This window comes from Lactobacillus johnsonii (assembly GCF_014058685.1).
Taxonomy (GTDB): Bacteria; Bacillota; Bacilli; order Lactobacillales; family Lactobacillaceae; genus Lactobacillus.
Genome location: NZ_CP059055.1, coordinates 887,765 through 909,292, shown reverse-complemented (window position 1 = coordinate 909,292; position 21,528 = coordinate 887,765). Strand labels below are relative to the sequence as shown.

The following is a 21,528-nucleotide window of genomic DNA, read 5'->3' as shown; positions in this document are numbered from 1 at the left end:
GTTAAAAATTTTATTTGTAATTCTTTCTCGAAGATGCTAAACTTCATTTTGATTAAACTTTAAACGGTACAGAGAGACCGCAAGTTAGAATTATTGGCTTAAATTATCTGGGAAAGTCTATACCTAGTGTCTCTCTGCGCTTGGTATAGATTTTTTTATGGAGGAAAAATGAGTAGACCTGTTATCGTTGCCTTAGATTTAGACAATGAAAAGAAATTAAATGAACTATTACCGAAACTAGGTAAACCTGAAAATGTTTTTATTAAGATCGGGATGGAACTCTTCTTTAACGAAGGCCCTAAAATCGTAAAACAATTATCAGAACAGGGTTATCAAATCTTTTTAGACTTAAAAATGAACGATATTCCTAATACAGTCTATAACGGTGCAAAGGCATTAGCTCGTTTGGGTATTACCTACACCACGGTTCACGCACTTGGTGGCAGTCAAATGATTAAGGCCGCAAAAGATGGGTTAATTGCGGGAACTCCGATTGATAAAAATGTTCCTAAATTACTAGCTGTAACTGAATTAACTTCTATTTCAGACGAAATTCTACATTATGAGCAAAATTGCAATTTATCGATGAATGATCAAGTATTAAGCTTAGCTACAACAGCTAAAAAAGCAGGTGCAGACGGTGTGATTTGTTCTCCACTCGAAGTTAAAGACTTACGTCAAAAAGTTGGAGAAGACTTTTTGTACGTAACTCCTGGAATTAGACCAGCTGGTAATGCTAAAGATGATCAATCACGCGTAGCCACCCCACTTCAAGCAAAAGAATGGGGTTCAACAGCGATTGTTGTTGGTCGGCCAATTACTTTAGCCACTGATCCAGAAGCCGCATATGAAGCAATTAAAAAGGAGTTCAACTAACATGCATAAAGATCAAATTATTAGTCAATTAATCAAAGAAAAAATTATTACTATTTCTCCTGACAAACCTTTCACTTATGCAAGTGGAATGCTTTCACCAATCTATACCGATCTTCGGTTAACTGTTTCTTACCCAGACCTGCGTGATATGATTGCTAGTGATCTATCCAACCTAATTGCGGCAGAATTTCCTCAAGCAACTATTATTGGCGGAGTTGCAACTGCTGGTATTCCTCATGCTGCTTTAGTTGCCGAAAAATTACATTTACCAATGATTTATGTTCGTCCAAAACCTAAAGATCACGGTAAAGGCCGTCAAATTGAAGGTCGTTTTTCAGAAAATGATCAAATTGTCTTAATTGACGATCTAATTACCACTGGTGGATCAGTTTTAAACGCAGTTAAAGCTACTGAAAAAGATGGCGGAAAAGTAGCTGGGGTTGCTTCAATCTTCACTTATTATTTGCCAGATGCAAAAGAAAACTTTAAAGAGGCAAATGTAAAATATACTCCCCTTCTTTCTTATCCTGAATTACTTAAAAAAGAAAATGAATCTGGTCATATTACCAGTGACCAATATGATATTTTAAAAACCTGGCATGAAGATCCATGGGCTTGGGGTAAAAAATTTAACAGTTAAATCTAAATAAGATTATCATCATATAGTTAATTTAAAAATAGTTAATTTAAAAAGAGACTGATTTTTTATTTTCAGTCTCTTTATTTATTTCCAGCTATTTTATTAATAAAATTTTCTTTAATTTCAAACTGGCTACAAATATTTATCAATACTGCAAGTTACTTAATCGCCTTATTTACCATGTGGTAGACTTAAGGAGAGTAAGTGATTTTCTTTTTTATTAGCAATTCGTTAATAAAAAATACAACATTTATCTATATAATGAAATTACAATTGGCAGAAAGGACGGATGAAATATGGATACAAATAATATTTTGTCTTACATAAAATGGCGTGGCGATATTTCCCTTTCTGTACGACCCTTTGACGAAGTTGATGCATTAGTAATTGCCACGTTTTCTTATATTCATCTTGACGGAATTGTCCCTGATTCTAATAAAGAGATTTCAATAAAGGAAGCCGCTAAGAAATATTTTAATTCTTCAAATCAACATCTCGACCATTATAAGTATCAAGATTTACTAAAATTAATGGCAAATTCTGTTCGTTTTGGAGATGCGAAATTATCCTACTTTGTAGATGTTCTTACTGATAGAATACAATTTTCTGCGATCAAAATTAGTCTAGATAATGATACTAATTTTATTTCCTTTCGAGGAACAGATGACAGCTTAGTTGGCTGGAAAGAAGATTTTGAAATTAGTTTTAGAACAACCGGTGCACAAAAATATGCCCTAAAGTATCTGACAAATATTTTAAAGACTACCAAGCAAGTCTACAGTTTAGCTGGTCACTCCAAAGGCGGTAATCTTGCTGAATACGCAGCAGTTAACCTACCTGATGACTTAAAAAATCAAATCAAAACTATTTACACTTTTGATAGTCCGGGACTTAGTACTCAAGTTGATGGAGTTACTGATAAATTAAAACGTTATGTGCCTGAATTTAGTATCATTGGCCGGCTTTTTGAGCCAGAAAATATTACCCCAACAATTTTAGTTAGTGATCGGCCAAAACTAGCTCAACATGATCCAATGAGCTGGGAAGTATCGGGTTCTCACTTTATTACTAGAGCTCATCGCAATCCAACTTCTAAAATATATAATCAAATCATAAATCAATGGATTGGTGAAGCAAATCTTCAAGAACGTGAAGCTCTAACAAATGATCTATTTAATGCTTTTGCAGCTAGTGGAGCAACCAAAATTACAGAACTTAATAAAAATGGTTTTGGTGGTTTTGGCGCTATTCTTTTCTCTCTTACTAATTCATCTAGAAGAACGCGATTTGTTCTCGGAAGTTTATGGGAAACCATCTGGCGCAGTATGAAAGCAACTCATCTAGAGAAATTATTTATAAATCCCAATTCAATTATTGGATGGGTATTAATTATTCTTGGTATTGTAAACCTGATGATTCCTGATTATGCCTATCGAGCATTTGGAGGAATAGTTGGCGTCTTTTGTATTGGATGGAGTGGTTATCATATTGTTACAGCTGCTAACTCCCATTTAGTGCCCAAGTCAAAGCAATTCTTTATTATTACTTATCTCATTGTTTTTGGCTTAGCTGTTGCAATTATTTCTAATAACCGTTTATTGGCTTTCTTAGCTCACTATGTTCTAGGGGTCTTCTTGATCGGTTTTGCATATGTCAGATTACGTAATGTAATCGTTAAAAATAAGAAAAATGGAATTTTCAAAAATATTATTGATATCATAGAAAGCTTAATTGCTTTTGCTGCTGGCATTATTGTAATTGTCAATCCTAATTATTTCAGTCGTCAAGCAGTCATTATTTTGGGCATTTTACTGATCATTTATGGCCTCTTCCAGCTAATAATGGAGTTATTTAAACAAAGAAAATCAAAAATTCCGCCTAAACATCGTTAACAAATTAAATAAGGCTTTTGGAACTTAATCCAAAAGCCTTATTATTTGCTTATAAAATTTTTTCAATTGCCTCGGCTACACCATCATGATCACAATCACTTGTTACTCTTTGAGCTGCTTCTTTCACAGCAGGCACTGCATTACCCATTGCTACACCAACACCTGCAAGTTTAATCATGCTTAGATCATTTTCTTCGTCTCCAATAGCCATCAAATTTTCACTACTTAAATTCAATTTGTGACAAAGAAATTTTAAAGCATTTCCTTTAGAAACACCTTTAGGATTTGCTTCATAATAAAAGGGTGCTGTTTTAGTAAAAGTAATTTTATCATCTAGATGGGCAAAAGGCTTATGATCAGCAATTTTTTGATCTAACAAATCTTTCTCATCTACATACATGCACTTAATAATTGGAATATCCTTCATTTCAGCTGGTGTACGGTACGAAATACCTAAATTAACTAGGTTCGCTTCATATAAAGTATAGTCGCCAATATCTCGATCTGCGGTATAAATTCTATCTGGTGTTGATGCATGGAAGTGTAAACCTAATTTTAAGGAAATTGTCTCTAAATCTAGATAATTGTCATAGGTTAATTTTTTCTCAAATAAGACATTTCCCGCCGTTGTTTCTACTACTCCGCCTCCAAAACAAACGACGTATTGATCTTCTTGATCATTTAAACCTAACTCAGTCAGAATCTTTTCTACTCCGCTCAATGGTCGACCTGTAGCAATAACAATTTTTATCCCTGCACTTTTTGCTTTTAAAATTGCATTTCTTACTTTTGGAGTCAGTTCTTTTTTAGAATTTAATAATGTACCATCAACATCAATTGCGATTATTTTTATATTTTTCATCTTATAATTTGCCTCAATATTGCTAATCCTACAACTCCTAATCCAATGCATCCCACAACGCTTAATTGCAAGCGCCAAGTAATCGTTAAGTAGGCAATAAATTCACGTACAAAGGCATTTAAGGTAAAGTACCACTTTGTTTTTGCACCATAACCAATACACTGTAGGCCTAATCTCTTTGCTAAAACTAGGGCACGATATACATGGTAAGAATTAGTTACGATAGCAAAACGAGAATCTGGTTTCATCAATTTATGTGAAAAAATCAAATTTTCTCTAGTTGTCTTTGACTTATCTTCAACAATAATATCTTGCTTCGGAACACCTTTTTCTTCAGCATATTTTGCCATTGCCACTGCTTCAGGAATTTCTTCACCTGGTCCTTGTCCACCTGACATAATGATTTTTGAGCCAGGATTACGACGATATACCTCTATTCCGCGATTGATTCTTGCAGCAAGAAGCGGTGTTACCTTTTTTCCCATTAAACCTGCTCCAAGTACAACCACGTAGTCCAACTTCTTAGTCTTAATATTCACTAGATTAATCCAAGAAGTTAAAGTATACATCATCATAATAAAAATTAGATAAATTATTACGAGGTTAATAAACAAATATATGTAAGTTCCAAAATTATTATGGGTTAATTTTCCGACTAATGGAAAGAGAAATAAGTAAGCAATAATTCCGATGCCCATTGCTAACGATAAGAAATTAGTCCAGCGATTACCTTCGCGAATTAAAATCTTAATCCCATCGTAAATAAACATAATGATCAAAGTCGCAATAAAGGCCACAACGGAAAACATTATTGCCAGTAAAATTAGCACAAAAATAAGCAAAATAACTTGATGAGTAATAGGAAAAACTTCAGCAGCAATTAGTAAACTAACAGCTGTGAATAAGCCAAAAGTAATTATTGTCCATACTAAAGTCATTCCTGACCATAAACTCCGCCTCTCGTGGGTTAAAACCCAGAGAAATGTTCCTAATGCTAGTAAAAATAAAACTAACACAATTGAAAACGATAAGACCACTTATCATTTCACCACCTTATTCTAGTGTAAGTAGCTGTACTTACTTTTTTCTTAATTATACAAAAATAATTGTCTTCATGTTTTTGATTCAGTATAATTAAGAAAATATTTTTAGGAGGACAAAGAAATGGCAGAACAAATTTTAGTAACAACTACTGAAAATATTCCAGGCAGAAAATATGAAATTATCGGTGAAGTATTTGGAGTTACAACTCAATCCAAAAATGCAATTCGAGATTTTGGTGCTGGCTTAAAAAGTATTGTCGGTGGTGAAATTAAGGCTTATACGTCAATGTTAACTGAATCAAGAGATCAATCAATTGCTCGTCTTCGTCAAAATGCCTCCGAAATGGGTGCTGATGCCGTAGTTATGATGCGTTTTGATTCAGGCTCAATTGCTGGCGATATGCAATCTGTCGTTGCTTACGGAACCGCCGTTAAATTTATTGATTAATCTAAAAAACTGGCTTCTCAGCCAGTTTTTTATTTTCTTAAACCTTTTGGATAGAAGTTCTTTAAAATTTGATCATTTCCAATTTTTCCAAAACTGAAAATATGGTCTTGATAAGCAACCAAAACAAAGCCGCGCAAATTGCTATCTACCTTAATCGTCTCTCCATGTATATATCGCTCATACTCTGCCTTATCTTCAAAATTAATAAGTTGTTTTTGTCCTTTTTGTCCCAATACCTCAGCTAGTTGATGACTCGGTTCAAAACGCTTTTTCTTAAGTAAACCTAATTCAACACCATTATTTAGAACATGTAGTTCAGTTAGCAGGTCGGGGGCAAGAGCTGGGACAAAGACGTGACCATTACTTTGCAAAACCTCATTTTGCCACTTTTCTAAACTAGATGGTAGAGCAAAATTATCTAATACTTTTGCAACCACACTAATCTCATCTTTATTTAAACGTGTAATTGTGCTCTTTTTCTGGCGTTTGTTCTTTCTCTTTTTAGCCTTAATTGAAACCTCGTGATTCTCTTCAATATTTTTTAGATGAGCAACAAACTGGCCTTCTCCCACCCCATTTTGAAACCAAAGTCTAACCGTTTTCTTTAATTCTGGCAAGTTAGATTCTGACCACTCTGGTCTACCGGCCGACATTCCGGAATAAATCTTAAGAGGTTCAATCTCTAAAGGATAGTTCTCAACTAACCACGCTACTATTTCTTCATCTTCTTCTGGAGAATATGTACAAGTAGAATAGACGATCTCTCCGCCCGGCTTTAACATCTTCATTGCTTCACTCAGAATTTCTTTTTGTCTAGTTTGGCATGTTAATACATAGTCAGGAGACCAATATTGTGTCGCAGCAGGATCTTTTCTAAACATCCCTTCTCCAGAACACGGTGCATCAACTAAAATTTTATCAAAAAAGTGAGGCAATTTTTTTGATAAGCGATCAGGGCTTTCATTGGTGACTACAACATTTGTAGCTCCCCATCTTTCTAGATTTTCTCTTAAATCTTTTGCTCTACTTTTTGAAATTTCATTAGCTACTAAGATCCCTGTATCATCTAGCAAACTCGCTAATGCAGTTGATTTACCGCCTGGAGCAGCACATAAATCCAGTACCTTATCGCCAGGTTTTACATTAAGAGAAACTGCTGGATACATGGCCGATGGATCTTGGGAGTAAACATAGCCGCCTGTCCATTCACTATCACGCCCTGAAATTTCTCCATAATATCCGTCCTTAGTAAATTCAATTGGTTCTTTAAGACTATATTGCACATCCTGATAATTATTCTTTAGTGGGTTTAAACGAAATCCTTTTTTACTTGGACTATCAATTGCAGTGAAGAATTTACTACTTTCTTCTTCTCCCAATAAATTTTTATATTTTTCAACAAACTCAATCGGTAATGACATTATTTTTCCTTCTTAATTTTTATTAACAGCAGCATTAATACATAAGTAATAATCTGCATTGCAAAAACGACTAAAAATAAGACATATAACTGACTGTGATTAGAGTAAAAACTCCACGTTTGTAAACCCAAACTAGTCAAAATAACAATTATTCCATTGGCTAAAAAGAAACGTAAGCCAGAATCAGCCAATAAGTGCGCCCAGATTTTACTAGAAACATATTTTAAGTTTACCGGATTTTCAGCTAGGACCGCTGCAATTGCTGCAACTATCAGTGCAATTACAACACAGAAAATTGCGCCGATTAATTTCTTAGTTGGACTGATCCCGTGCTGCTTATTGTAGGTTTTACTAAAGTCCTTAATCTGCATACTTCCCCGGAGATAATGTTGTAAGGCATTCGCCTCATTCTTATTCAACCCATCTACTACTACCTTATAGTTGGTAATTGATTCTTTTGCAGTTGGCTGATTAATCCCAGTTGAAAGATAGTAAACAGCCTCCCCATTTTGACTCTCATTATTTTTCTTTAATTCACCAATAATTGTGACATAATCATTATTCTCTTTTAGATAATGGTTATTCTGTAAGGTTACAACTCGATCTTTAGTATCGGATGAGATAACTGCAAAAGGAATTGTTCCATCAAAGTCATTTTTACTAAAGTACCTAGAACTTCCTTTAGCAAGCGGTTGACTTTTCAAATTATAGTTAGCCCAAATTAAAACGCGGTCTGGGATATAGTCCGATTCAAAGTGAATCTGCACCTTATCATGAGAGAAATTTTTATTAACATAAGTTAGGAACTGTTTAATATTGTGTTTTTTCTTAGGATTAAAAACATAATATGTGCTTGATAAACCGTTATTACTTAAAACTTGATCAGCTCTCTGAGACTGCTGCCGTGACAAAATTAAGCCCAGTCCTAAGAAAGCTAAAAAAGAAATTATTAAAAGACTAAGTCGTTTTATTTTCATTATTTTATCTCAAACACCTTTTCATTAATGAAATCAAAGCTTCGAAAACTCCGATTAACCTTTTTATTAGTCGTAGTTTTTGCCTCTTGCCAAAAAGTAGTAGAATTGGTTGCTCCAAATTTTTCACCAATAAATAATAAAACTGGCTGATAATCAAGCTGACGATAAAGATTGAGAATATTTACGTCATCTTCCCCAAAATTGGGCGCCCAAGAGCAAATAATTAGATCAACTTCGGGATGCTTTTTAATCGCACTTAGGGCATCCAAATTTTCTGTTTCAAAAATCGGAGATTCACCTGTTGTTGAGCTTTTCGCCCAAGCAAAAGAATCACTAGCGATCGCTTTTATACCGACCTCACTTAAGGCTTTTGACCAGTATGCATTTCCCGCCATAATTTCTAAGCTTGATTTAGCATTATATTCTTGTTTGATTAACTTAGCAGTTTCCAAATTTGGCAAAGACCAGATTCCATATTCTCTTGAAAGAAAGCTACGAAAATTATTCAGTAAGTTATTTGCTTCTTGGGCCTTCTCGCTGCTTGCCGTATTCTCTATCATTATATCTAAGCTATCGGGTAAAAAGCCAAGTGAATTAGGTGATTTTTGTAAAATTTTTCCTTTCTCTAGGTTAGTAATTATATTATTAATGGCAATCACTTGCTCATGAAGTGGTAAATAATTGAGTTCTTTGTCTAATTTGTTAAGTTTATTTTGATATTTCTTCATTTTATATCTTCCTTATGCAATGATTTTACCATTCAAAAGAAATAAAAACAGGTATAATAAAAGTGATGCAAAAATTAAGGAGCAAAAATATGGCAAAACATAAAACTGAATCGGCTGAATCTTTTGGTCACTGGCTCCTACAAGTATTTATTTTAGCAATTATAATTATTGGATTATATTTAGTTGTATTTCGATTTTTACTTGCTAATGAAACTATCAGTGGACCATCGATGCAGCCAACTTTTGAAAATAATGACCGAGTTATTGCAGTACGACATTCTAAACTTTCTCGGGGCGACATTGTAATATTAAAAGCCCCAGATGAACCAGGTGCCCTATATATTAAAAGAATTATTGGAGTGCCTGGAGACAGCATTAAATCAAAAAATGATGTAATGTATATTAATGGGAAGCCAATTAAAGAACCATATTTGACTGAGTACAAGAAAAAGCTTTCCAAAGGTCAGCTTTACACTAACAATTTTAGTTTAGAACAACTTTATCATGTAAAACGCGTTCCTAAAAATTGGTACTTTGTAATGGGTGATCACCGCAGTGTCTCTAAAGATTCCCGAATGATTGGATTTATCAAGAGACAAGATATTATTGGTGAGGTAAAATTACGGTATTTCCCATTTAATCAAATAAATTGGTACTAATATATTTTAGAAAGTGTGAAGAAGAGAATGAGTCCTGAAGAATTATCCGATGCAATTATTGAATTTGAAGTTAAGAATAATGTCAATGACACTGCTCTTGCTTTTTCAAGTCATCTTTCCGTTGAAAAACTCCATGCAATGAAAACTGGAGAAGCTAAATATACCGTAGAAGAAGCTGAACAAGTTTTAGATTATATTCAAGCTAACTCTTAATTTAATTATTCAATAATAGACAAAAAGGAATAAGGTTTTGGTAAAAATGATATGAACCCCGAAATTCGGACAAGAATTTCGAGGTTTTTATTATGTCTAAATTATCTAAGCAAGACAAAATTTACATCTACAATAATTGGGAGCGTTATCATAAATCACTATCTCAACTAGGTAGAGAATATAGAGTAAGACCTGACAATTTATATTATTTAATCCGTCTAATAGACCTTCACGGCTTAAAAATCTTGAATAAATCATATTCTTCTTATTCAGTAGAATTTAAGAAAACTGCCATTAAAAGAATATTGATTAACGATGAACCAGCCACTCAGGTTTCATTAGATTTAGGGCTACGTAGCTCAGGCATGATCTTTAATTGGCTTCGCAAATATAAAGAAGATGAGGAGAATGTCATTAATCACAAGAAAGGCAGACCATCTCATGAAAAGCAAAGACCAACAAATCCAAGAGCTTCAAAAACAAGTAAAAGACTTAAAACGGCAGAATCTCAAGCTTACTGTCGAAAACGAATTTGTAAAAAATTGAGCGCCTTTGTTTCCCAAAGAGAAAACCAAAAGCATCAATGATGACATCAAATTTATTAATCATACTATCATGGATGGCAAAAATATCATCGACAATTAGATTAGCATCATTACCCAGGATTTCCTTAGCCTTACTTTCACGTCTAACGATGCCTGTAATATCAGTTTGCGGATTTTCCTTTGTCAGCCACTCTGCCATTCCAGATGCACCAATAACTTCAACTTTCATCTTACTAACCTCTCTTTCACTTTTGTCTAAAATAGACCAATACTTATCTCAAGCGTAGCACGATTATGTGAAAAAGCGTTGTAAGACGCTAATCAATGGTGGAGAGGATTTTTTCAATAAAAAGAAAAAGGATCTGGCCAATTTCACCTAGATCCCCAAGTGTAGTTATCTTAATTTTCAGATATTAAAATATTTAACAGCTTGTTTACTGATAGAAATTCTAGCTTCAATTATTGCGTGTGGATCCTTATTAAAAATTGATACAATTTCCTTATCAGTTTTAAAGTAATTAAAGCTAGCAAAGAAAGCATTCCAATCTCTATAAAAGAGGTTTGTAAATTGTTTTTGTAATAATAACATTGCTATAAAATCTGGTAAAAACTCTTTATAGACTTGCTGTAGATTTAAACTTAAAGTTTTATCTTTAATGTTCAATTTTACTAAACTATATTTATCACATAAATATGTAAAAATAGACTTTATTTTCATAGATTTATATATAGATGTTCTATTTTGATCTAAGAAAGCGTGTCCAATTTCATGATACACAAAAAAGAAAAAACTTCTTGATCAATTAAATTATTACTATTTTGTAGCAAAACTAATCTATTTGGTACGATAATAGTTTTGGTTTTTACTACATAAATAGGCATTATTACTTTAGAACTAAAAGTTGTCATAAAATTTATCTTAAAATTATATTTTTTGCCAAAAGCTGTTTTCAAATATTCATTAGCCATGAACCCTATTTTCTTCAAATTATGAGTTTCTATTTTAGCACTCAGAGGAACATACTCGTTATGAATTAACCTTACAAAATTACTTTCTATACCTTCTTTTTGCGTAACTAGAATATTTTCCCCTAATCTAATTTTCCAGGTGTCGCTCATTAATGATCCCATCCTTTGTTAAAGTATAAATTTTAATCTTATACTTCTTAACCAAATTAAAATCTATATTGTGTGCAACTTCTATCATCATGACTGGTAATTGATAGATTAATGTTCTAATCTTCGTTGAATTTTCTTTATCTAGACTTGAAGTGATTTCATCAAGTAAAAATAGATTCTTTTTTCTTAATAAGCCTCGTGCAATCACTAATCTTTGAGCTTGTCCTCCTGACAAATTAGTCCCATTGCTTTCAACTTCAAAATTCAAAGGTTGTGCGCCTAATTCTTTCCATAAGTGAACTTCTTTAAGCACTTTTATCAATCTTTTTTCTGAGAAAGATTGATATAAAGACAAGTTCTCTGCAATAGTTCCTTTAAACAACCATGGTTTTTGCGAAATTAGAACTGAATCAGACAAAGCAATCGAACCTTGACCAAATTTAACTTGACCAGAAATTGGAGTTAATTGACCAGAAATTATATTGAGCAAAGTAGATTTTCCTACTCCAGAATCTCCGGTTATTATTACCTTATCTCTATCTTTCATTTGTAAATTAACATGCTTAAAAATCAACTTTTTATCTCTAGCAAATGATATACCATTCACTGAGAGTTGATTTTGTGAGGTAGTTTTCACCGCTTTATCAGTATCATCTTGAATAATTTTAATATTACGAATGTTTTTAGTACTTGTAATTTGTGTTTGATAACTTGAAAATTCACGAATTCCACCAAGAACATGGTCTGCGGTCAAAGACAAGGTCACAATTGTACCTATTTCTACGCCATCCAAATGATATGCCACCATTAACAGACCAACTCCCATTGGAATAACGTCAGCGCTAATAGAACACATCCAAGCACAGAATTGAACGGAAAATTGAACACGATTTAATTGAAAATATCTCTCTTCCTCTTCGCTTAACGTGCTAATAAATTTTCTAAAGAAAAGATTTTTGACGTCAAATTTTCTAATTTCATTTTTCCCTTGGAAGATATCTTTCATGACTGTAATCAACGATGAATTGCACTCACTCCATGAATCCATTTTTTGATTCATTCTTTTTTTACCAATTTGATTAGGAACCATACTTAATAATGAAAGAATAATATAGATTAACCCTAATAATAAATTAGTTTTTAAAACAACAATTGTAGTTGAAATAATAGTCATTAAGCACTGAATCAAATTAAATAGCGGCTGAAAATATTGCTTTTGAATTTGATTGGAAATACTAGTAACCTTATTGATTACGTCTGATGAGCTTACGTTTAAATCCTTTTGTTTATAAAAATCTGAAGTAAAAAAAGTATACTTTAACTTTTCATTTAAATATTGAATTGCCTTTTGAGTAGTTAACAAAAATAGATAGGCTGATACATAAGTAATTAAATAGGCAGTAAATACTAGAAGCAAAAAAGTTCCAACATTTGCAAAATTATGGAAAGAAATATTAGTCATCTGTCCTAAAACGTAACCATTAATTACTCCCTCAAACGAACTCGTTACTGCTAAGATAATGATAATAACAATTAAGTTAACAGGTAAAACAGATAACACCCATTTCAAGTTAATTTGTACTTCTTTTTCTTTCATTAGGCATTACCTCATTTCTTTAAAAATTATATTTTCACTACATTGCAGAAGGTCCCAATACATATAACTCGGAAAATGTCGACCACGCTAATTCTTCTCTTGGATTTTCTGCCTCTTGTAATTTTCCTAATGAATCACTAAATGTATTTAAATCTTTCATAATATCATCTTTTTTCATTCAAGTCCTATCTTAATACAAGCATAACAATTACTTTATGTATCTTTGGAATTTTCCATATCGGTTAGACTTCTTTAGATTTATAAAGGAAAACATGGTCCCATCACTTTTCACCTCTATCTATTAAATTTTGTATTCTTATATTACTAGTTTAGGATTTTCAGCATTTAAAAAGTGTCACATATGACACTCATTTTTTATACATCTTTTTAACAAAATCATTCATGCCTATTTGCTGCAAAAAGTTTATAATTTCATGTGTTCTTTTATAATCCTTATTCAACAAGCTTTCATAATATTTTCCCATAATTAACGTAAAACAATTTTTAGGTTTTGGCTCTGTTTGTTTTAACTGTGTTATCGATTGCCAAACTGTTTCTGTATTTTGATTACTAAAGCGAAAAGAATAATCTAAATAATTTACCAGAATAGCTGACATAAATTTTTTTAAATCATTACTTGCATAATGATGACATTTATCTAAGATTTGCCGCATTATCACATTTAATTCCTCAATATTAAATAAATTCATAGACATTGAAAATAAACACAAACTATATTTATCCCAATTGTCAGTTTCAAAAATTAAGTTCTTAATTGTATTTATTTCTGAAATAGGTATTCTATCTCTGTTACCTTCTAGATTTGCTTCTAATAAGACTGCAAGTGCTAATAAAATATTAATTCGTCTATCGTGATGTTCATTCTTTAAACTATCTACTACTTTCTGAATCCTAATCAAGTCATTTTCATAATAACTTTCTCTTAAAGCATCTATATAATAATCATATTTTGATTTCTTATTATTCTTTTCTAACATGGAGAAAAATTTAGACGGCTTTATATCATGCAATTCCAAAATTTTTACTAAATCACAAGCTTTTATTTCAAACTCTCCTCGCTCAATTTTTGAATAATATGATTTAGTTAGAATATTACCTGCCATTTTTTCCTGACTAAGCCCTAACATTTTTCTAATTTGTTTTAATCCATTCGCTATCTTCATAATTATCACTCTTACTATCTTATCTTTTTCTGAATTAACTTTTAAAAAGTAATATAGCCTTTCATATTACCTTTGTCATACTATAAAAGTACATAGCATTCTCTTATAACTACACATTATAATTTATATTTTGTCCTAATTGATTTATCTTTTTTCTGTACAGTAATCTGTTCAATAAAAATATTCTTAGATTTAAGGCTTACAAAGATGACACATCTATAAACAAAAAGCTCATCCTGCTTTTCAAAACTGGCTTAAAAATCATGGTATTGAACAATCAATGTCTAGAAAAGGCAACTCATTAGATGATGGATTAATGGAGGGCTTCTTTGGAATCTTAAAGCGAGAAATGTGGTATGGCTTTGAAAAAACTTTTAAAAATCTAGATGAACTAGAAGAAGCAATCAAAGACTATATTTATTACTACAATAATTTTAGAATTAAGAGCTCAATAAAAAACCATACTTCGATTCAATATCGAAATATGGTTTTAAATCAAACAGTTTAATAATATGTCCTAATTTTTGGGTTCATATCAAAATCAAAATCTTATTCCTTTTTCTTATATCCGCGCTTCATGATACTTCTTCAGTAGAGTAATATTCACTAAAACTAAAATTATATTTACACCCAGAACTATAAATAAAGTTAAGTAATTACTCGTTAGGTCTGATCTTACATCACTGGCATCCTTACTTAAAGTAGTTAAAAACATTCCATTTTGCAAAAAGCCAGTTAGTGAGGTAAAAATAACATCGTAAGTATTAATCAAAAATATTAATCCAATACAACCTAATAAAACCACGACTAAGAAATAAACCAATTTACTTATTCTTTCAGGAAGAAAATCACTAACTATTTTTCCCGTAAAATTAACGAGACTCACAGCAAGATAAATGAATATACCAATTAGAACTATCAAAACAATGCTAGACAATAAATCCATTATGTGCATCTCTTGCCATAACTTTCCTTCACCGATTGACCCGAAGTTTTTAAAAGTAGTCTTCCAAAATTCATTTGTTCCCATTACAGGTATTCCTGCAGCGAGAATCATACCTATTTGCAAAACCACTAAATAAAGACCATTAACAACAGCTGATAAAAGATTTGCAAATAGTAAAGAACTTTCTTTAATTGGAGCTAATCGCCAAGTTTGAGACGAATAGACTTCCTCATTTTTTCGACTCGAAAGAGCTAAGTAGGCTATATCAAATAGTGGTGTGATCATCAGAAAAGCTACTAAGAAATAAGCCTTACTCTCACCCTCAAAAGCTGAATTAAAGAGTGCCCAAAAACCTAAAAGAATTCCAACAATCACTTGTAAAATTGCTAGTCGGCGGACAAGGCGTACTTTGCTTTTAGTCAATTCTTTAAATATTGATGAAAAAGTTGCCATATACTCTTACTTCCCTTCGTGGAAGTTCTTCAAAAGCCAAACATTAATTGAACCTAAAACAATATCAATAAATGCCAAGACTAAATTGTTTTCTATAAATGACATTAGACCATTAGTAGTGTCACCCCAACGGACTTGATTTAATAAACTTCCTAGATTATTTGTCAAAACAATAAAGATAAAGATCAAAATAATCATAATGACAAAACGAATTAATTTACTATGTTTATCAGGAAGAAAGTCAGTAATGGTTCTACTTGATAGATTGAGCAAAGTCACAATGCTATAAACCAAAATTGCAAATAATATAAAGGCTAAAAATGCACTTAGTATTTCTCCAATTGGAAAAGCATCAGAAAATTTTTGCCAAAAGTCGCCCGCATGAGTTTCTTTAGCAAGGGCCCGGTTAATTTCCCAAATATTAGTTCTAACATCTTTACTTAAGAATGCTGGTAAAAACGTAACAATCCCCATTCCAATTTGAATTAATACCAAGTAAAGCCCATTAACAATAGCAGAAGAAATATTTGCTAAGTAAAATTTACTTGAAGAAATTGGAACTAAACGCCAAGTCTGAGAGCTATACTCTTTTTCGTTTTGCCAAGCAGAGAGAACTACATAGGCCATATCAGCTAATGGAGTAAAAGTACATACCATGACAAACCACGCAATCGGTTTATCTGAATTTGAAAATCCACCATTAGAAAAAAGTCCCCAAAGTGCAAAAATAGATGCAGCTACTAATTGCAACAGAGCTAACAGATAAACACTCCGGCGCTTCTTTTTACCCATTTGATTAAATAGTGCTTTAAAAGTAGTCATCCTTATTCAGCTCCTTCATCTGCGTATAAGCTTTCATAATACTCTTCAATACTTTTTCCGTGTGCTCTTATATCATCTGCTGAAAGATGACTGGCAATTTTTTTATCCTTTACAATTACTACTTCATCTAAAATTGTTGTAATTTCATTTACAAAGTGATCAGAAATAATAATTGTACTGTCTGGATTCTTCCAAAGTAAGATTGAATTGATGATTCTCTTTCGAGCCATTGGATCAATACCAGAAAATGGTTCATCCAGTAAATACAACTTAGCTTCCCTACTTAAAGTAACAGCAATTTCAAGTTTTTCACGCATTCCTCGCGATAATTGACCTAACTTCATCTCATTGTTAAGTTTCATGAAGGAACGTAATTGTTCGAATTTACTACTGTCAAAATCTGAAAATAATTTTTGATAGAATTCCTCTACTTCCCCAATTTTAGTGGAATCACTCAATCCCTTTAAATTGTCAGTCATGGCAATATTAGCTTTACGGTAAACTTCACTACCATCCCCATTGAGCAGTACTTCACCTTGATAATGCTTAGCAATACCAACAATTACTCTCATTAACGTTGTCTTACCAGCACCATTTTCACCTAGTAAGGCAATAATCTTTCCTGAATCAACATCTAAGTTCACATTATCAAGAATAGTTTTTAAGTTTTTTCGATATGTTAATTCTTTTACTTCAAGTAGTTTATTCATTTTAATCTCCCTTCTTCTCCTCAATAAACTTTTTAAGCTCTTCCAGCGTCTTTTCTGGAGTTAAGCCTAATTGTGCAGTACTTTCTAAAAATTCACTCATTGTATCCTTAATTAGCTCTCTACGCTTTTGTAAAATCAACTCTGTATCTGTTGTTACAAACGAACCAAGTCCGCGCCTAACCTCTAAAATTCCCTCGATATTCATTTGATTCAAAGCACGCTGAACCGTATTGACATTTACTGTTAGATCAACAGCTAATTGGCGAACTGATGGAACTTTTTCTCCTGGCTTAATTTTCCCCAAAGCGATTTGTCGATAAAGATACTTTTCAATTTGAACATAAATTGGAATATTATCTTGAAATTGCAATCTTTACACCTCTTTACTAGTGTACGGTTTATCTATTACACTATTATAATACCAAGATACATTTTCAAATACAAGCCATAATTTTGTTTCACAATTTAGAAAATATATTTTTTAATAAAAAAATAGTAGATAAAAATGCTATTATTTCAAGCATTTTATCTACTATTTAGCAGATTAATAGTATCAGTGTAAAACTATTTTTAATTTTTAATTAATTTAAGATCATTGATAAATAAGTGTTTTTAGCCATTCAAGCAATCATAGAAAATAGAGAATTTAATCAGAATCACTTGAAAATTGTTTCACTTATTTACTTCTTATTTCTCTCAACGTTTAATTGATTAATCTTACGCAAGACGTCTACTGCTTTCCACATACTCTCGAGTACAGTGTATTCATAGCGTCCATGCATATTTTCTTCACCAGCAAAAAGATTTGGACAAGGTAGACCCATATAAGTTAATTGAGAACCATCTGTTCCCCCACGAACTGGATCTTCATTAACAGTAAGCCCTTCAGCCTTGTAAGCATCCCTAGCTAAATCAACAATCTCCATGTGCTTTTCTAATTCATCAGCCATGTTGTAATATTGATCCCACATTTTCAGCTTAATTCTTTCAGTACCAAACTCGTCATTCATCTTCTTAACGATGTCTTTAACTAGATTCTTTCTCTTTTCAAGACCATCACGTTCAAAGTCACGAATGATGTAGTCCATATGTGCTGAATCAACTGTTCCATCAAAATTCATCAAGTGGAAGAACCCTTCACGACCTTCAGTATGTTCTGGACGATCATGTTCAGGCAATTGATTATGGAAATCAATCCCAATTTGAATAGCATTAATCATTTGGCCCTTAGCAACAGCTGGGTGTACATTAACACCTTGAATATCTAAGCCAAATTGCGCTGCTGAAAAAGTACCCCAGTCGAGTTTTCCTGGTGCTTCACCATCAACAGTATAAGCAAAATCTGCACCAAATTCTTCAACATCAAAGTGCTCTGCACCAGTACCAATTTCTTCATCGGGAGTAAATGCCAACTTAATTTCGCCGTGCTTTTCTTCGGGATGCTCCATCAAGTATTCTGCAAAAGTCATTAATTCAGAAATACCACACTTATCGTCTCCACCAAGTAAAGTATCACCAGAAGCAGAAATAATAGTTTGGCCCTTATAGTTCTTTAAATGAGGGAAAACTTCTGGGTCTAAATAAAATTCAGTATCTCCCAATTGAATCTTAGATTCACCATCATAGTTTTCAGTAATTTGCGGTTTAACATCAACCGAATTAAAGTCTGCTGTATCACAGTGAGCTAACAAACCAAAAGTAGGTACTTCATAATCAATATTTGAAGGAATAGTTGCAATTACACATCCACTTTTTTGATTATAGTGAACATCTTTAAGACCTAGTTCTTCTAAGTCTTTCATGATTACATTTTTTTGAAAGTTTTCTTCTCTTTCAGTTGATGGGAAACGATCTGAATGTTCGTCAGAGCGTGAATTCACCTTAACGTATTTTAAAAATCTAGGTAGTAAATTTGGATATTCTGCCATTTTTAATCCTCCTAAAATAAATCTTGAAATGGGTTAGTTGATACCTCTGAAATTACTACAGGTACATTCCAATTATAATCCTGATTCCACTTTTCAAGTCGATCTCCAACCTTATATTTAAAAAGTTTTTCAGTGTAGTGTCCTGGATCGACTACTGTTAACCCGGAAGAGATCATATCGTGACCAACATGATAGTATACATCTCCGGTTATAAATGCATCGACTCCATCAACTAGAGCTTGACTCCAGAACTTACCACCATCTCCGCAAATAAAGGCTACAGTTGAGATTAACCTATCATTATCAGCAGTAATCAGTCTTGCCATTGGAATTTGCATCTTGTCTTTAACATAATAGGCAAATTCCTTAGCTGTCATTTTCTTAGGTAGTTTACCCTTTCTACCAATGGCAATTCCATCAGTATCTAAGGCAAAAGGCTCAACCTCTTCTAAGCCTAATTCTTCAGCTTGCCAATCTGCTGAACCATTTTCAGCCTTATCAGAATTAGTATGAATTGAATAAACAGTAATTCCATTAGCAATTAACTTACCGTACATTGCATTTTGAGGATCAGCAAAATCAAGATTCTTAGCTGGTCTAAACATCACTGGATGGTGGCTAATTATGAGGTCAACACCCTTTTCAATTGCTTCATCTACTACTTGTGGCCGAACGTCTAAGGTAGTCATTACCTTGGTAACATCTGCATCCATTGATCCGATTTGCATCCCAACTGGATCACCTTCAGAAGCAATTTCTTCAGGAAAGTCTTTTTTTAAGCGAGCTACAATATCTGCTACTTTTGTCATTTTAGTACTTCCTCAATCATTTCAATCAAATCATCTATCTGACTAATTTTAGCCTCATCTTTATTTTTAGCCTTATTTAAATTAGCTTTTAGATTTTCATAGTAATTAAGTTGCTTAGTCCATTTTTTAATAAAAACTGGATTTTTTTCTTTTAATAAAAATGGACCAAATTCTAATTCTTGATCAGATAAATTATGTTTAGCCTCAGTTAACTTAGCCTTGATTATTTCATAAATGTGGCCAGCTACTTCGATAATCTTTTCTTCTACTATCTCATACTGATGATCAACGAGCCATTTTCTAACCAAAGGCTCACCTATATTCGCCTCTAAAATTAAAGTAGGATAGATCTTTCCCTCTTGATGAGCAGTTTCTAACAAATTAGTCATGAGCTTTCCACCCATTCCAGCGATTACGACTGTATCAATTTGGTCACTGCTCTTTAAAGTTTCTAATCCAGAGCCTAATCTTGTCTCAATCTTATCTTCTAGGCCTGCTTGTTCAATATCTTGTTTTGCATTATCTAATGGGCCAGCTGCAACGTCACTTGCAATTGCAAAATCTATTTTTCCTTCTTCTACTAATGCAATTGGTAAATATGCGTGATCAGTTCCAATATCTGCTACGCGACTTTGTGGATCAACCATTTTACCAATTTGAGCTAGTCTTTCTTCTAACACACTCTCACCTCTTATTAAAAATTTTAGCATAGATAATCCCAAACTTACTTGAAAAAATTTTTAATCATAAAAAAGCAATAAAGGCTAAATTAATCCTTTATTGCTAAAAATTCAATTATATTTACTTGTTAATAATGATATCTGATGGCTTAACATCATCACCAAAGTAAGGCTTTAATTCTTGGTTGTAGTCATTAACAAAGAAGCCGTCTTTGTTAAGCTTATTAATGTGCTTATTGGTCCAGTCAAGAAGTGACTTATTGCCCTTCTTAACAGCAGGAGCAATGTATGAATTTGGTCCTAAGTGCTTGATACCAACAGTATACTTAGGATTGTTCTTTACCCAAGCATATAAGTAAGAGTTGTCATCAGCTAAAGCTGCAGCACGACCATTCTTCATTGCGTTAAATTGTTGAGTCTTAGAATCAAATTTCAAAAGATCAACATCTGGTTGCTTACTGGTGAAGTAATTTTCAGCAGTAGTACCCTTAGTTACGATCACCTTTTTACCCTTCAATTGGTTTACATTAGTAATTGGCTTAGACTTAGGTGAAACAACACCAACTGATACTTTCATATATGGCTTAGCAAAATCTACAACTTGCTTTCTTTCCGAAGTAACAGTGAAGTTAGCTAAAACAATATCAGCCTTGTTTGCATTCAAGGTATCAACACGGTTATTAGCGTTTACTTGAACAAACTTAACTTTAACGCCCATTTCTTTAGCTAATTCACGAGCTAAGCGAACATCATATCCAACACGCTTGCCATCTTTATTAACCCAACCATATGGTGGTAAATCGCCAAATACGGCAACCTTTAAAGTACCACGTTTCTTAATTGCAGCAACTGAGCTAGGATTGTTGCTTGATGAACTACTGCTTGAATTATTTGAGCAAGCAGTTAAAGTCACGGCTCCAACAGCTAAAATTCCAACAGCAGCAATTAACTTTTTAATAAATTTATGTTTCTTCAT

The 21,528-nt window shown here is 32.8% G+C and carries 25 protein-coding genes and 1 pseudogene; 7 read left to right on the top strand and 19 right to left on the bottom strand.

The features are described 5' to 3' along the window. Nucleotides 1-168: 168 nt before the first annotated feature. The 3 genes from pyrF to H0I41_RS04270 all read left to right on the top strand — a co-directional run bounded on the left by pyrF (nucleotide 169) and on the right by H0I41_RS04270 (nucleotide 3,408). Complete coding sequence (gene pyrF, locus H0I41_RS04280) at nucleotides 169-876, top strand: orotidine-5'-phosphate decarboxylase (RefSeq protein WP_011162109.1); 708 nt, start codon at nucleotides 169-171, stop codon at nucleotides 874-876. A gap of 1 nt (nucleotide 877) precedes the next feature. Then, on the top strand, nucleotides 878-1,516 hold the full coding sequence (pyrE, locus tag H0I41_RS04275) for an orotate phosphoribosyltransferase (protein ID WP_011162110.1): 639 nt from the start codon (nucleotides 878-880) through the stop codon (nucleotides 1,514-1,516). Nucleotides 1,517-1,812: 296 nt separating this feature from the next. Next, entirely contained in the window at nucleotides 1,813-3,408 is a 1,596-nt protein-coding gene (locus tag H0I41_RS04270; RefSeq protein ID WP_135014680.1) for an Mbeg1-like protein, read from the top strand. A gap of 49 nt (nucleotides 3,409-3,457) precedes the next feature. On the opposite strand, the gene H0I41_RS04265 is transcribed toward H0I41_RS04270, so the two are convergent. Further along, complete coding sequence (locus H0I41_RS04265) at nucleotides 3,458-4,270, bottom strand: Cof-type HAD-IIB family hydrolase (protein WP_135014678.1); 813 nt, start codon at nucleotides 4,268-4,270, stop codon at nucleotides 3,458-3,460. Next, nucleotides 4,267-5,307: a YdcF family protein gene (locus tag H0I41_RS04260; protein ID WP_011162113.1), complete on the bottom strand. Its 1,041-nt coding sequence runs from the start codon at nucleotides 5,305-5,307 to the stop codon at nucleotides 4,267-4,269. The genes H0I41_RS04265 and H0I41_RS04260 overlap by 4 nt, the downstream gene beginning before the upstream one ends. Before the next feature lie 127 nt (nucleotides 5,308-5,434). Here H0I41_RS04260 and H0I41_RS04255 point away from each other — a divergent pair, with 127 nt between their 5' ends. Beyond that, nucleotides 5,435-5,761 carry a heavy metal-binding domain-containing protein gene (locus tag H0I41_RS04255; protein ID WP_053107653.1) on the top strand — a complete coding sequence of 109 codons (327 nt, stop codon included), beginning with the start codon at nucleotides 5,435-5,437 and terminating at the stop codon, nucleotides 5,759-5,761. A 29-nt stretch (nucleotides 5,762-5,790) separates the two neighbouring features. On the opposite strand, the gene H0I41_RS04250 is transcribed toward H0I41_RS04255, so the two are convergent. The 3 genes from H0I41_RS04250 to H0I41_RS04240 are packed head-to-tail and all read right to left on the bottom strand — an operon-like array spanning nucleotide 5,791 to nucleotide 8,887. Further along, nucleotides 5,791-7,182: an RsmB/NOP family class I SAM-dependent RNA methyltransferase gene (locus H0I41_RS04250; RefSeq protein ID WP_135014676.1), complete on the bottom strand. Its 1,392-nt coding sequence runs from the start codon at nucleotides 7,180-7,182 to the stop codon at nucleotides 5,791-5,793. Further along, nucleotides 7,182-8,159 (bottom strand): hypothetical protein, encoded by a 978-nt coding sequence (locus tag H0I41_RS04245; protein ID WP_135014674.1) that lies wholly within the window; start codon nucleotides 8,157-8,159, stop codon nucleotides 7,182-7,184. Before H0I41_RS04245 ends, H0I41_RS04250 begins: the two co-directional genes overlap by 1 nt. After that, a complete protein-coding gene (locus H0I41_RS04240; protein WP_135014672.1) occupies nucleotides 8,159-8,887 on the bottom strand; it encodes an SAM-dependent methyltransferase in 729 nt (242 codons plus the stop codon). The genes H0I41_RS04245 and H0I41_RS04240 overlap by 1 nt, the downstream gene beginning before the upstream one ends. 89 nt (nucleotides 8,888-8,976) lie before the next feature. Here H0I41_RS04240 and lepB point away from each other — a divergent pair, with 89 nt between their 5' ends. Together lepB and H0I41_RS04230 are read left to right on the top strand one after the other, a co-directional pair. Further along, complete coding sequence (lepB, locus tag H0I41_RS04235) at nucleotides 8,977-9,546, top strand: signal peptidase I (protein WP_011162117.1); 570 nt, start codon at nucleotides 8,977-8,979, stop codon at nucleotides 9,544-9,546. A 27-nt stretch (nucleotides 9,547-9,573) separates the two neighbouring features. After that, nucleotides 9,574-9,759, top strand: coding sequence for an LBP_cg2779 family protein (locus H0I41_RS04230; protein WP_004895065.1), 186 nt, complete (start codon nucleotides 9,574-9,576; stop codon nucleotides 9,757-9,759). Between the two features lie 492 nt (nucleotides 9,760-10,251). On the opposite strand, the gene H0I41_RS09465 is transcribed toward H0I41_RS04230, so the two are convergent. The 6 genes from H0I41_RS09465 to H0I41_RS04200 all read right to left on the bottom strand — a co-directional run bounded on the left by H0I41_RS09465 (nucleotide 10,252) and on the right by H0I41_RS04200 (nucleotide 14,204). After that, entirely contained in the window at nucleotides 10,252-10,533 is a 282-nt protein-coding gene (locus H0I41_RS09465; RefSeq protein WP_044496706.1) for a Rossmann-fold NAD(P)-binding domain-containing protein, read from the bottom strand. 177 nt (nucleotides 10,534-10,710) lie between these two features. Continuing rightward, complete coding sequence (locus H0I41_RS04220) at nucleotides 10,711-11,082, bottom strand: hypothetical protein (protein ID WP_011162120.1); 372 nt, start codon at nucleotides 11,080-11,082, stop codon at nucleotides 10,711-10,713. After that, on the bottom strand, nucleotides 11,052-11,423 hold the full coding sequence (locus H0I41_RS04215; protein WP_011162121.1) for a hypothetical protein: 372 nt from the start codon (nucleotides 11,421-11,423) through the stop codon (nucleotides 11,052-11,054). Before H0I41_RS04215 ends, H0I41_RS04220 begins: the two co-directional genes overlap by 31 nt. Next, nucleotides 11,401-13,020 (bottom strand): ATP-binding cassette domain-containing protein, encoded by a 1,620-nt coding sequence (locus H0I41_RS04210; protein WP_135014668.1) that lies wholly within the window; start codon nucleotides 13,018-13,020, stop codon nucleotides 11,401-11,403. Before H0I41_RS04210 ends, H0I41_RS04215 begins: the two co-directional genes overlap by 23 nt. Before the next feature lie 37 nt (nucleotides 13,021-13,057). Continuing rightward, nucleotides 13,058-13,198: a hypothetical protein gene (locus H0I41_RS04205; protein WP_162222182.1), complete on the bottom strand. Its 141-nt coding sequence runs from the start codon at nucleotides 13,196-13,198 to the stop codon at nucleotides 13,058-13,060. 190 nt (nucleotides 13,199-13,388) lie between these two features. Continuing rightward, a complete protein-coding gene (locus tag H0I41_RS04200) occupies nucleotides 13,389-14,204 on the bottom strand; it encodes a helix-turn-helix domain-containing protein (protein WP_086874933.1) in 816 nt (271 codons plus the stop codon). Nucleotides 14,205-14,427: 223 nt separating this feature from the next. On the opposite strand from H0I41_RS04200, the pseudogene H0I41_RS04195 reads away from it, so the two are divergent. Continuing rightward, nucleotides 14,428-14,712: pseudogene (locus H0I41_RS04195) on the top strand (transposase); the annotation flags it as partial. A 54-nt stretch (nucleotides 14,713-14,766) separates the two neighbouring features. Here H0I41_RS04195 and H0I41_RS04190 read toward each other — a convergent pair. The 8 genes from H0I41_RS04190 to H0I41_RS04155 form a co-directional block, all read right to left on the bottom strand. Further along, nucleotides 14,767-15,603 carry a hypothetical protein gene (locus H0I41_RS04190; RefSeq protein WP_011162125.1) on the bottom strand — a complete coding sequence of 279 codons (837 nt, stop codon included), beginning with the start codon at nucleotides 15,601-15,603 and terminating at the stop codon, nucleotides 14,767-14,769. Between the two features lie 6 nt (nucleotides 15,604-15,609). Further along, nucleotides 15,610-16,425 carry a hypothetical protein gene (locus H0I41_RS04185; RefSeq protein ID WP_011162126.1) on the bottom strand — a complete coding sequence of 272 codons (816 nt, stop codon included), beginning with the start codon at nucleotides 16,423-16,425 and terminating at the stop codon, nucleotides 15,610-15,612. A gap of 2 nt (nucleotides 16,426-16,427) precedes the next feature. After that, the gene (locus H0I41_RS04180; RefSeq protein ID WP_004897214.1) at nucleotides 16,428-17,135 is read right to left on the bottom strand and encodes an ATP-binding cassette domain-containing protein; all 708 of its coding nucleotides are present in this window, start codon (nucleotides 17,133-17,135) and stop codon (nucleotides 16,428-16,430) included. Between the two features lies 1 nt (nucleotide 17,136). Beyond that, nucleotides 17,137-17,505 carry a GntR family transcriptional regulator gene (locus tag H0I41_RS04175; RefSeq protein ID WP_011162127.1) on the bottom strand — a complete coding sequence of 123 codons (369 nt, stop codon included), beginning with the start codon at nucleotides 17,503-17,505 and terminating at the stop codon, nucleotides 17,137-17,139. Between the two features lie 310 nt (nucleotides 17,506-17,815). Next, on the bottom strand, nucleotides 17,816-19,063 hold the full coding sequence (pepT, locus tag H0I41_RS04170; RefSeq protein ID WP_135014666.1) for a peptidase T: 1,248 nt from the start codon (nucleotides 19,061-19,063) through the stop codon (nucleotides 17,816-17,818). Between the two features lie 11 nt (nucleotides 19,064-19,074). Next, nucleotides 19,075-19,872 (bottom strand): Nif3-like dinuclear metal center hexameric protein, encoded by a 798-nt coding sequence (locus tag H0I41_RS04165; RefSeq protein ID WP_135014664.1) that lies wholly within the window; start codon nucleotides 19,870-19,872, stop codon nucleotides 19,075-19,077. Continuing rightward, entirely contained in the window at nucleotides 19,869-20,582 is a 714-nt protein-coding gene (locus tag H0I41_RS04160) for a tRNA (adenine(22)-N(1))-methyltransferase (protein WP_011162130.1), read from the bottom strand. Before H0I41_RS04160 ends, H0I41_RS04165 begins: the two co-directional genes overlap by 4 nt. Nucleotides 20,583-20,673: 91 nt before the next feature. Continuing rightward, a complete protein-coding gene (locus H0I41_RS04155) occupies nucleotides 20,674-21,528 on the bottom strand; it encodes a transporter substrate-binding domain-containing protein (RefSeq protein ID WP_053107660.1) in 855 nt (284 codons plus the stop codon).

Excerpts from the sequence above, each read along its gene's own strand:
- H0I41_RS04205 (WP_162222182.1), bottom strand. The coding sequence starts at position 13,198 with ATGAAAAAAGATGATATTATGAAAGATTTAAATACATTTAGTGATTCA.
- H0I41_RS04270 (WP_135014680.1), top strand. The coding sequence starts at position 1,813 with ATGGATACAAATAATATTTTGTCTTACATAAAATGGCGTGGCGATATT.
- H0I41_RS04250 (WP_135014676.1), bottom strand. The coding sequence starts at position 7,182 with ATGTCATTACCGATTGAGTTTGTTGAAAAATATAAAAATTTATTGGGA.
- H0I41_RS04215 (WP_011162121.1), bottom strand. The coding sequence starts at position 11,423 with ATGAGCGACACCTGGAAAATTAGATTAGGGGAAAATATTCTAGTTACG.
- H0I41_RS04155 (WP_053107660.1), bottom strand. The coding sequence starts at position 21,528 with ATGAAGAAACATAAATTTATTAAAAAGTTAATTGCTGCTGTTGGAATT.
- H0I41_RS04200 (WP_086874933.1), bottom strand. The coding sequence starts at position 14,204 with ATGAAGATAGCGAATGGATTAAAACAAATTAGAAAAATGTTAGGGCTT.
- H0I41_RS04210 (WP_135014668.1), bottom strand. The coding sequence starts at position 13,020 with ATGAAAGAAAAAGAAGTACAAATTAACTTGAAATGGGTGTTATCTGTT.
- H0I41_RS04190 (WP_011162125.1), bottom strand. The coding sequence starts at position 15,603 with ATGGCAACTTTTTCATCAATATTTAAAGAATTGACTAAAAGCAAAGTA.
- lepB (WP_011162117.1), top strand. The coding sequence starts at position 8,977 with ATGGCAAAACATAAAACTGAATCGGCTGAATCTTTTGGTCACTGGCTC.
- H0I41_RS04240 (WP_135014672.1), bottom strand. The coding sequence starts at position 8,887 with ATGAAGAAATATCAAAATAAACTTAACAAATTAGACAAAGAACTCAAT.
- H0I41_RS04160 (WP_011162130.1), bottom strand. The coding sequence starts at position 20,582 with ATGCTAAAATTTTTAATAAGAGGTGAGAGTGTGTTAGAAGAAAGACTA.
- H0I41_RS04265 (WP_135014678.1), bottom strand. The coding sequence starts at position 4,270 with ATGAAAAATATAAAAATAATCGCAATTGATGTTGATGGTACATTATTA.
- H0I41_RS04255 (WP_053107653.1), top strand. The coding sequence starts at position 5,435 with ATGGCAGAACAAATTTTAGTAACAACTACTGAAAATATTCCAGGCAGA.
- H0I41_RS04185 (WP_011162126.1), bottom strand. The coding sequence starts at position 16,425 with ATGACTACTTTTAAAGCACTATTTAATCAAATGGGTAAAAAGAAGCGC.
- pyrE (WP_011162110.1), top strand. The coding sequence starts at position 878 with ATGCATAAAGATCAAATTATTAGTCAATTAATCAAAGAAAAAATTATT.
- H0I41_RS04245 (WP_135014674.1), bottom strand. The coding sequence starts at position 8,159 with ATGAAAATAAAACGACTTAGTCTTTTAATAATTTCTTTTTTAGCTTTC.
- H0I41_RS04230 (WP_004895065.1), top strand. The coding sequence starts at position 9,574 with ATGAGTCCTGAAGAATTATCCGATGCAATTATTGAATTTGAAGTTAAG.
- pepT (WP_135014666.1), bottom strand. The coding sequence starts at position 19,063 with ATGGCAGAATATCCAAATTTACTACCTAGATTTTTAAAATACGTTAAG.
- pyrF (WP_011162109.1), top strand. The coding sequence starts at position 169 with ATGAGTAGACCTGTTATCGTTGCCTTAGATTTAGACAATGAAAAGAAA.
- H0I41_RS04165 (WP_135014664.1), bottom strand. The coding sequence starts at position 19,872 with ATGACAAAAGTAGCAGATATTGTAGCTCGCTTAAAAAAAGACTTTCCT.
- H0I41_RS04180 (WP_004897214.1), bottom strand. The coding sequence starts at position 17,135 with ATGAATAAACTACTTGAAGTAAAAGAATTAACATATCGAAAAAACTTA.
- H0I41_RS09465 (WP_044496706.1), bottom strand. The coding sequence starts at position 10,533 with ATGAAAGTTGAAGTTATTGGTGCATCTGGAATGGCAGAGTGGCTGACA.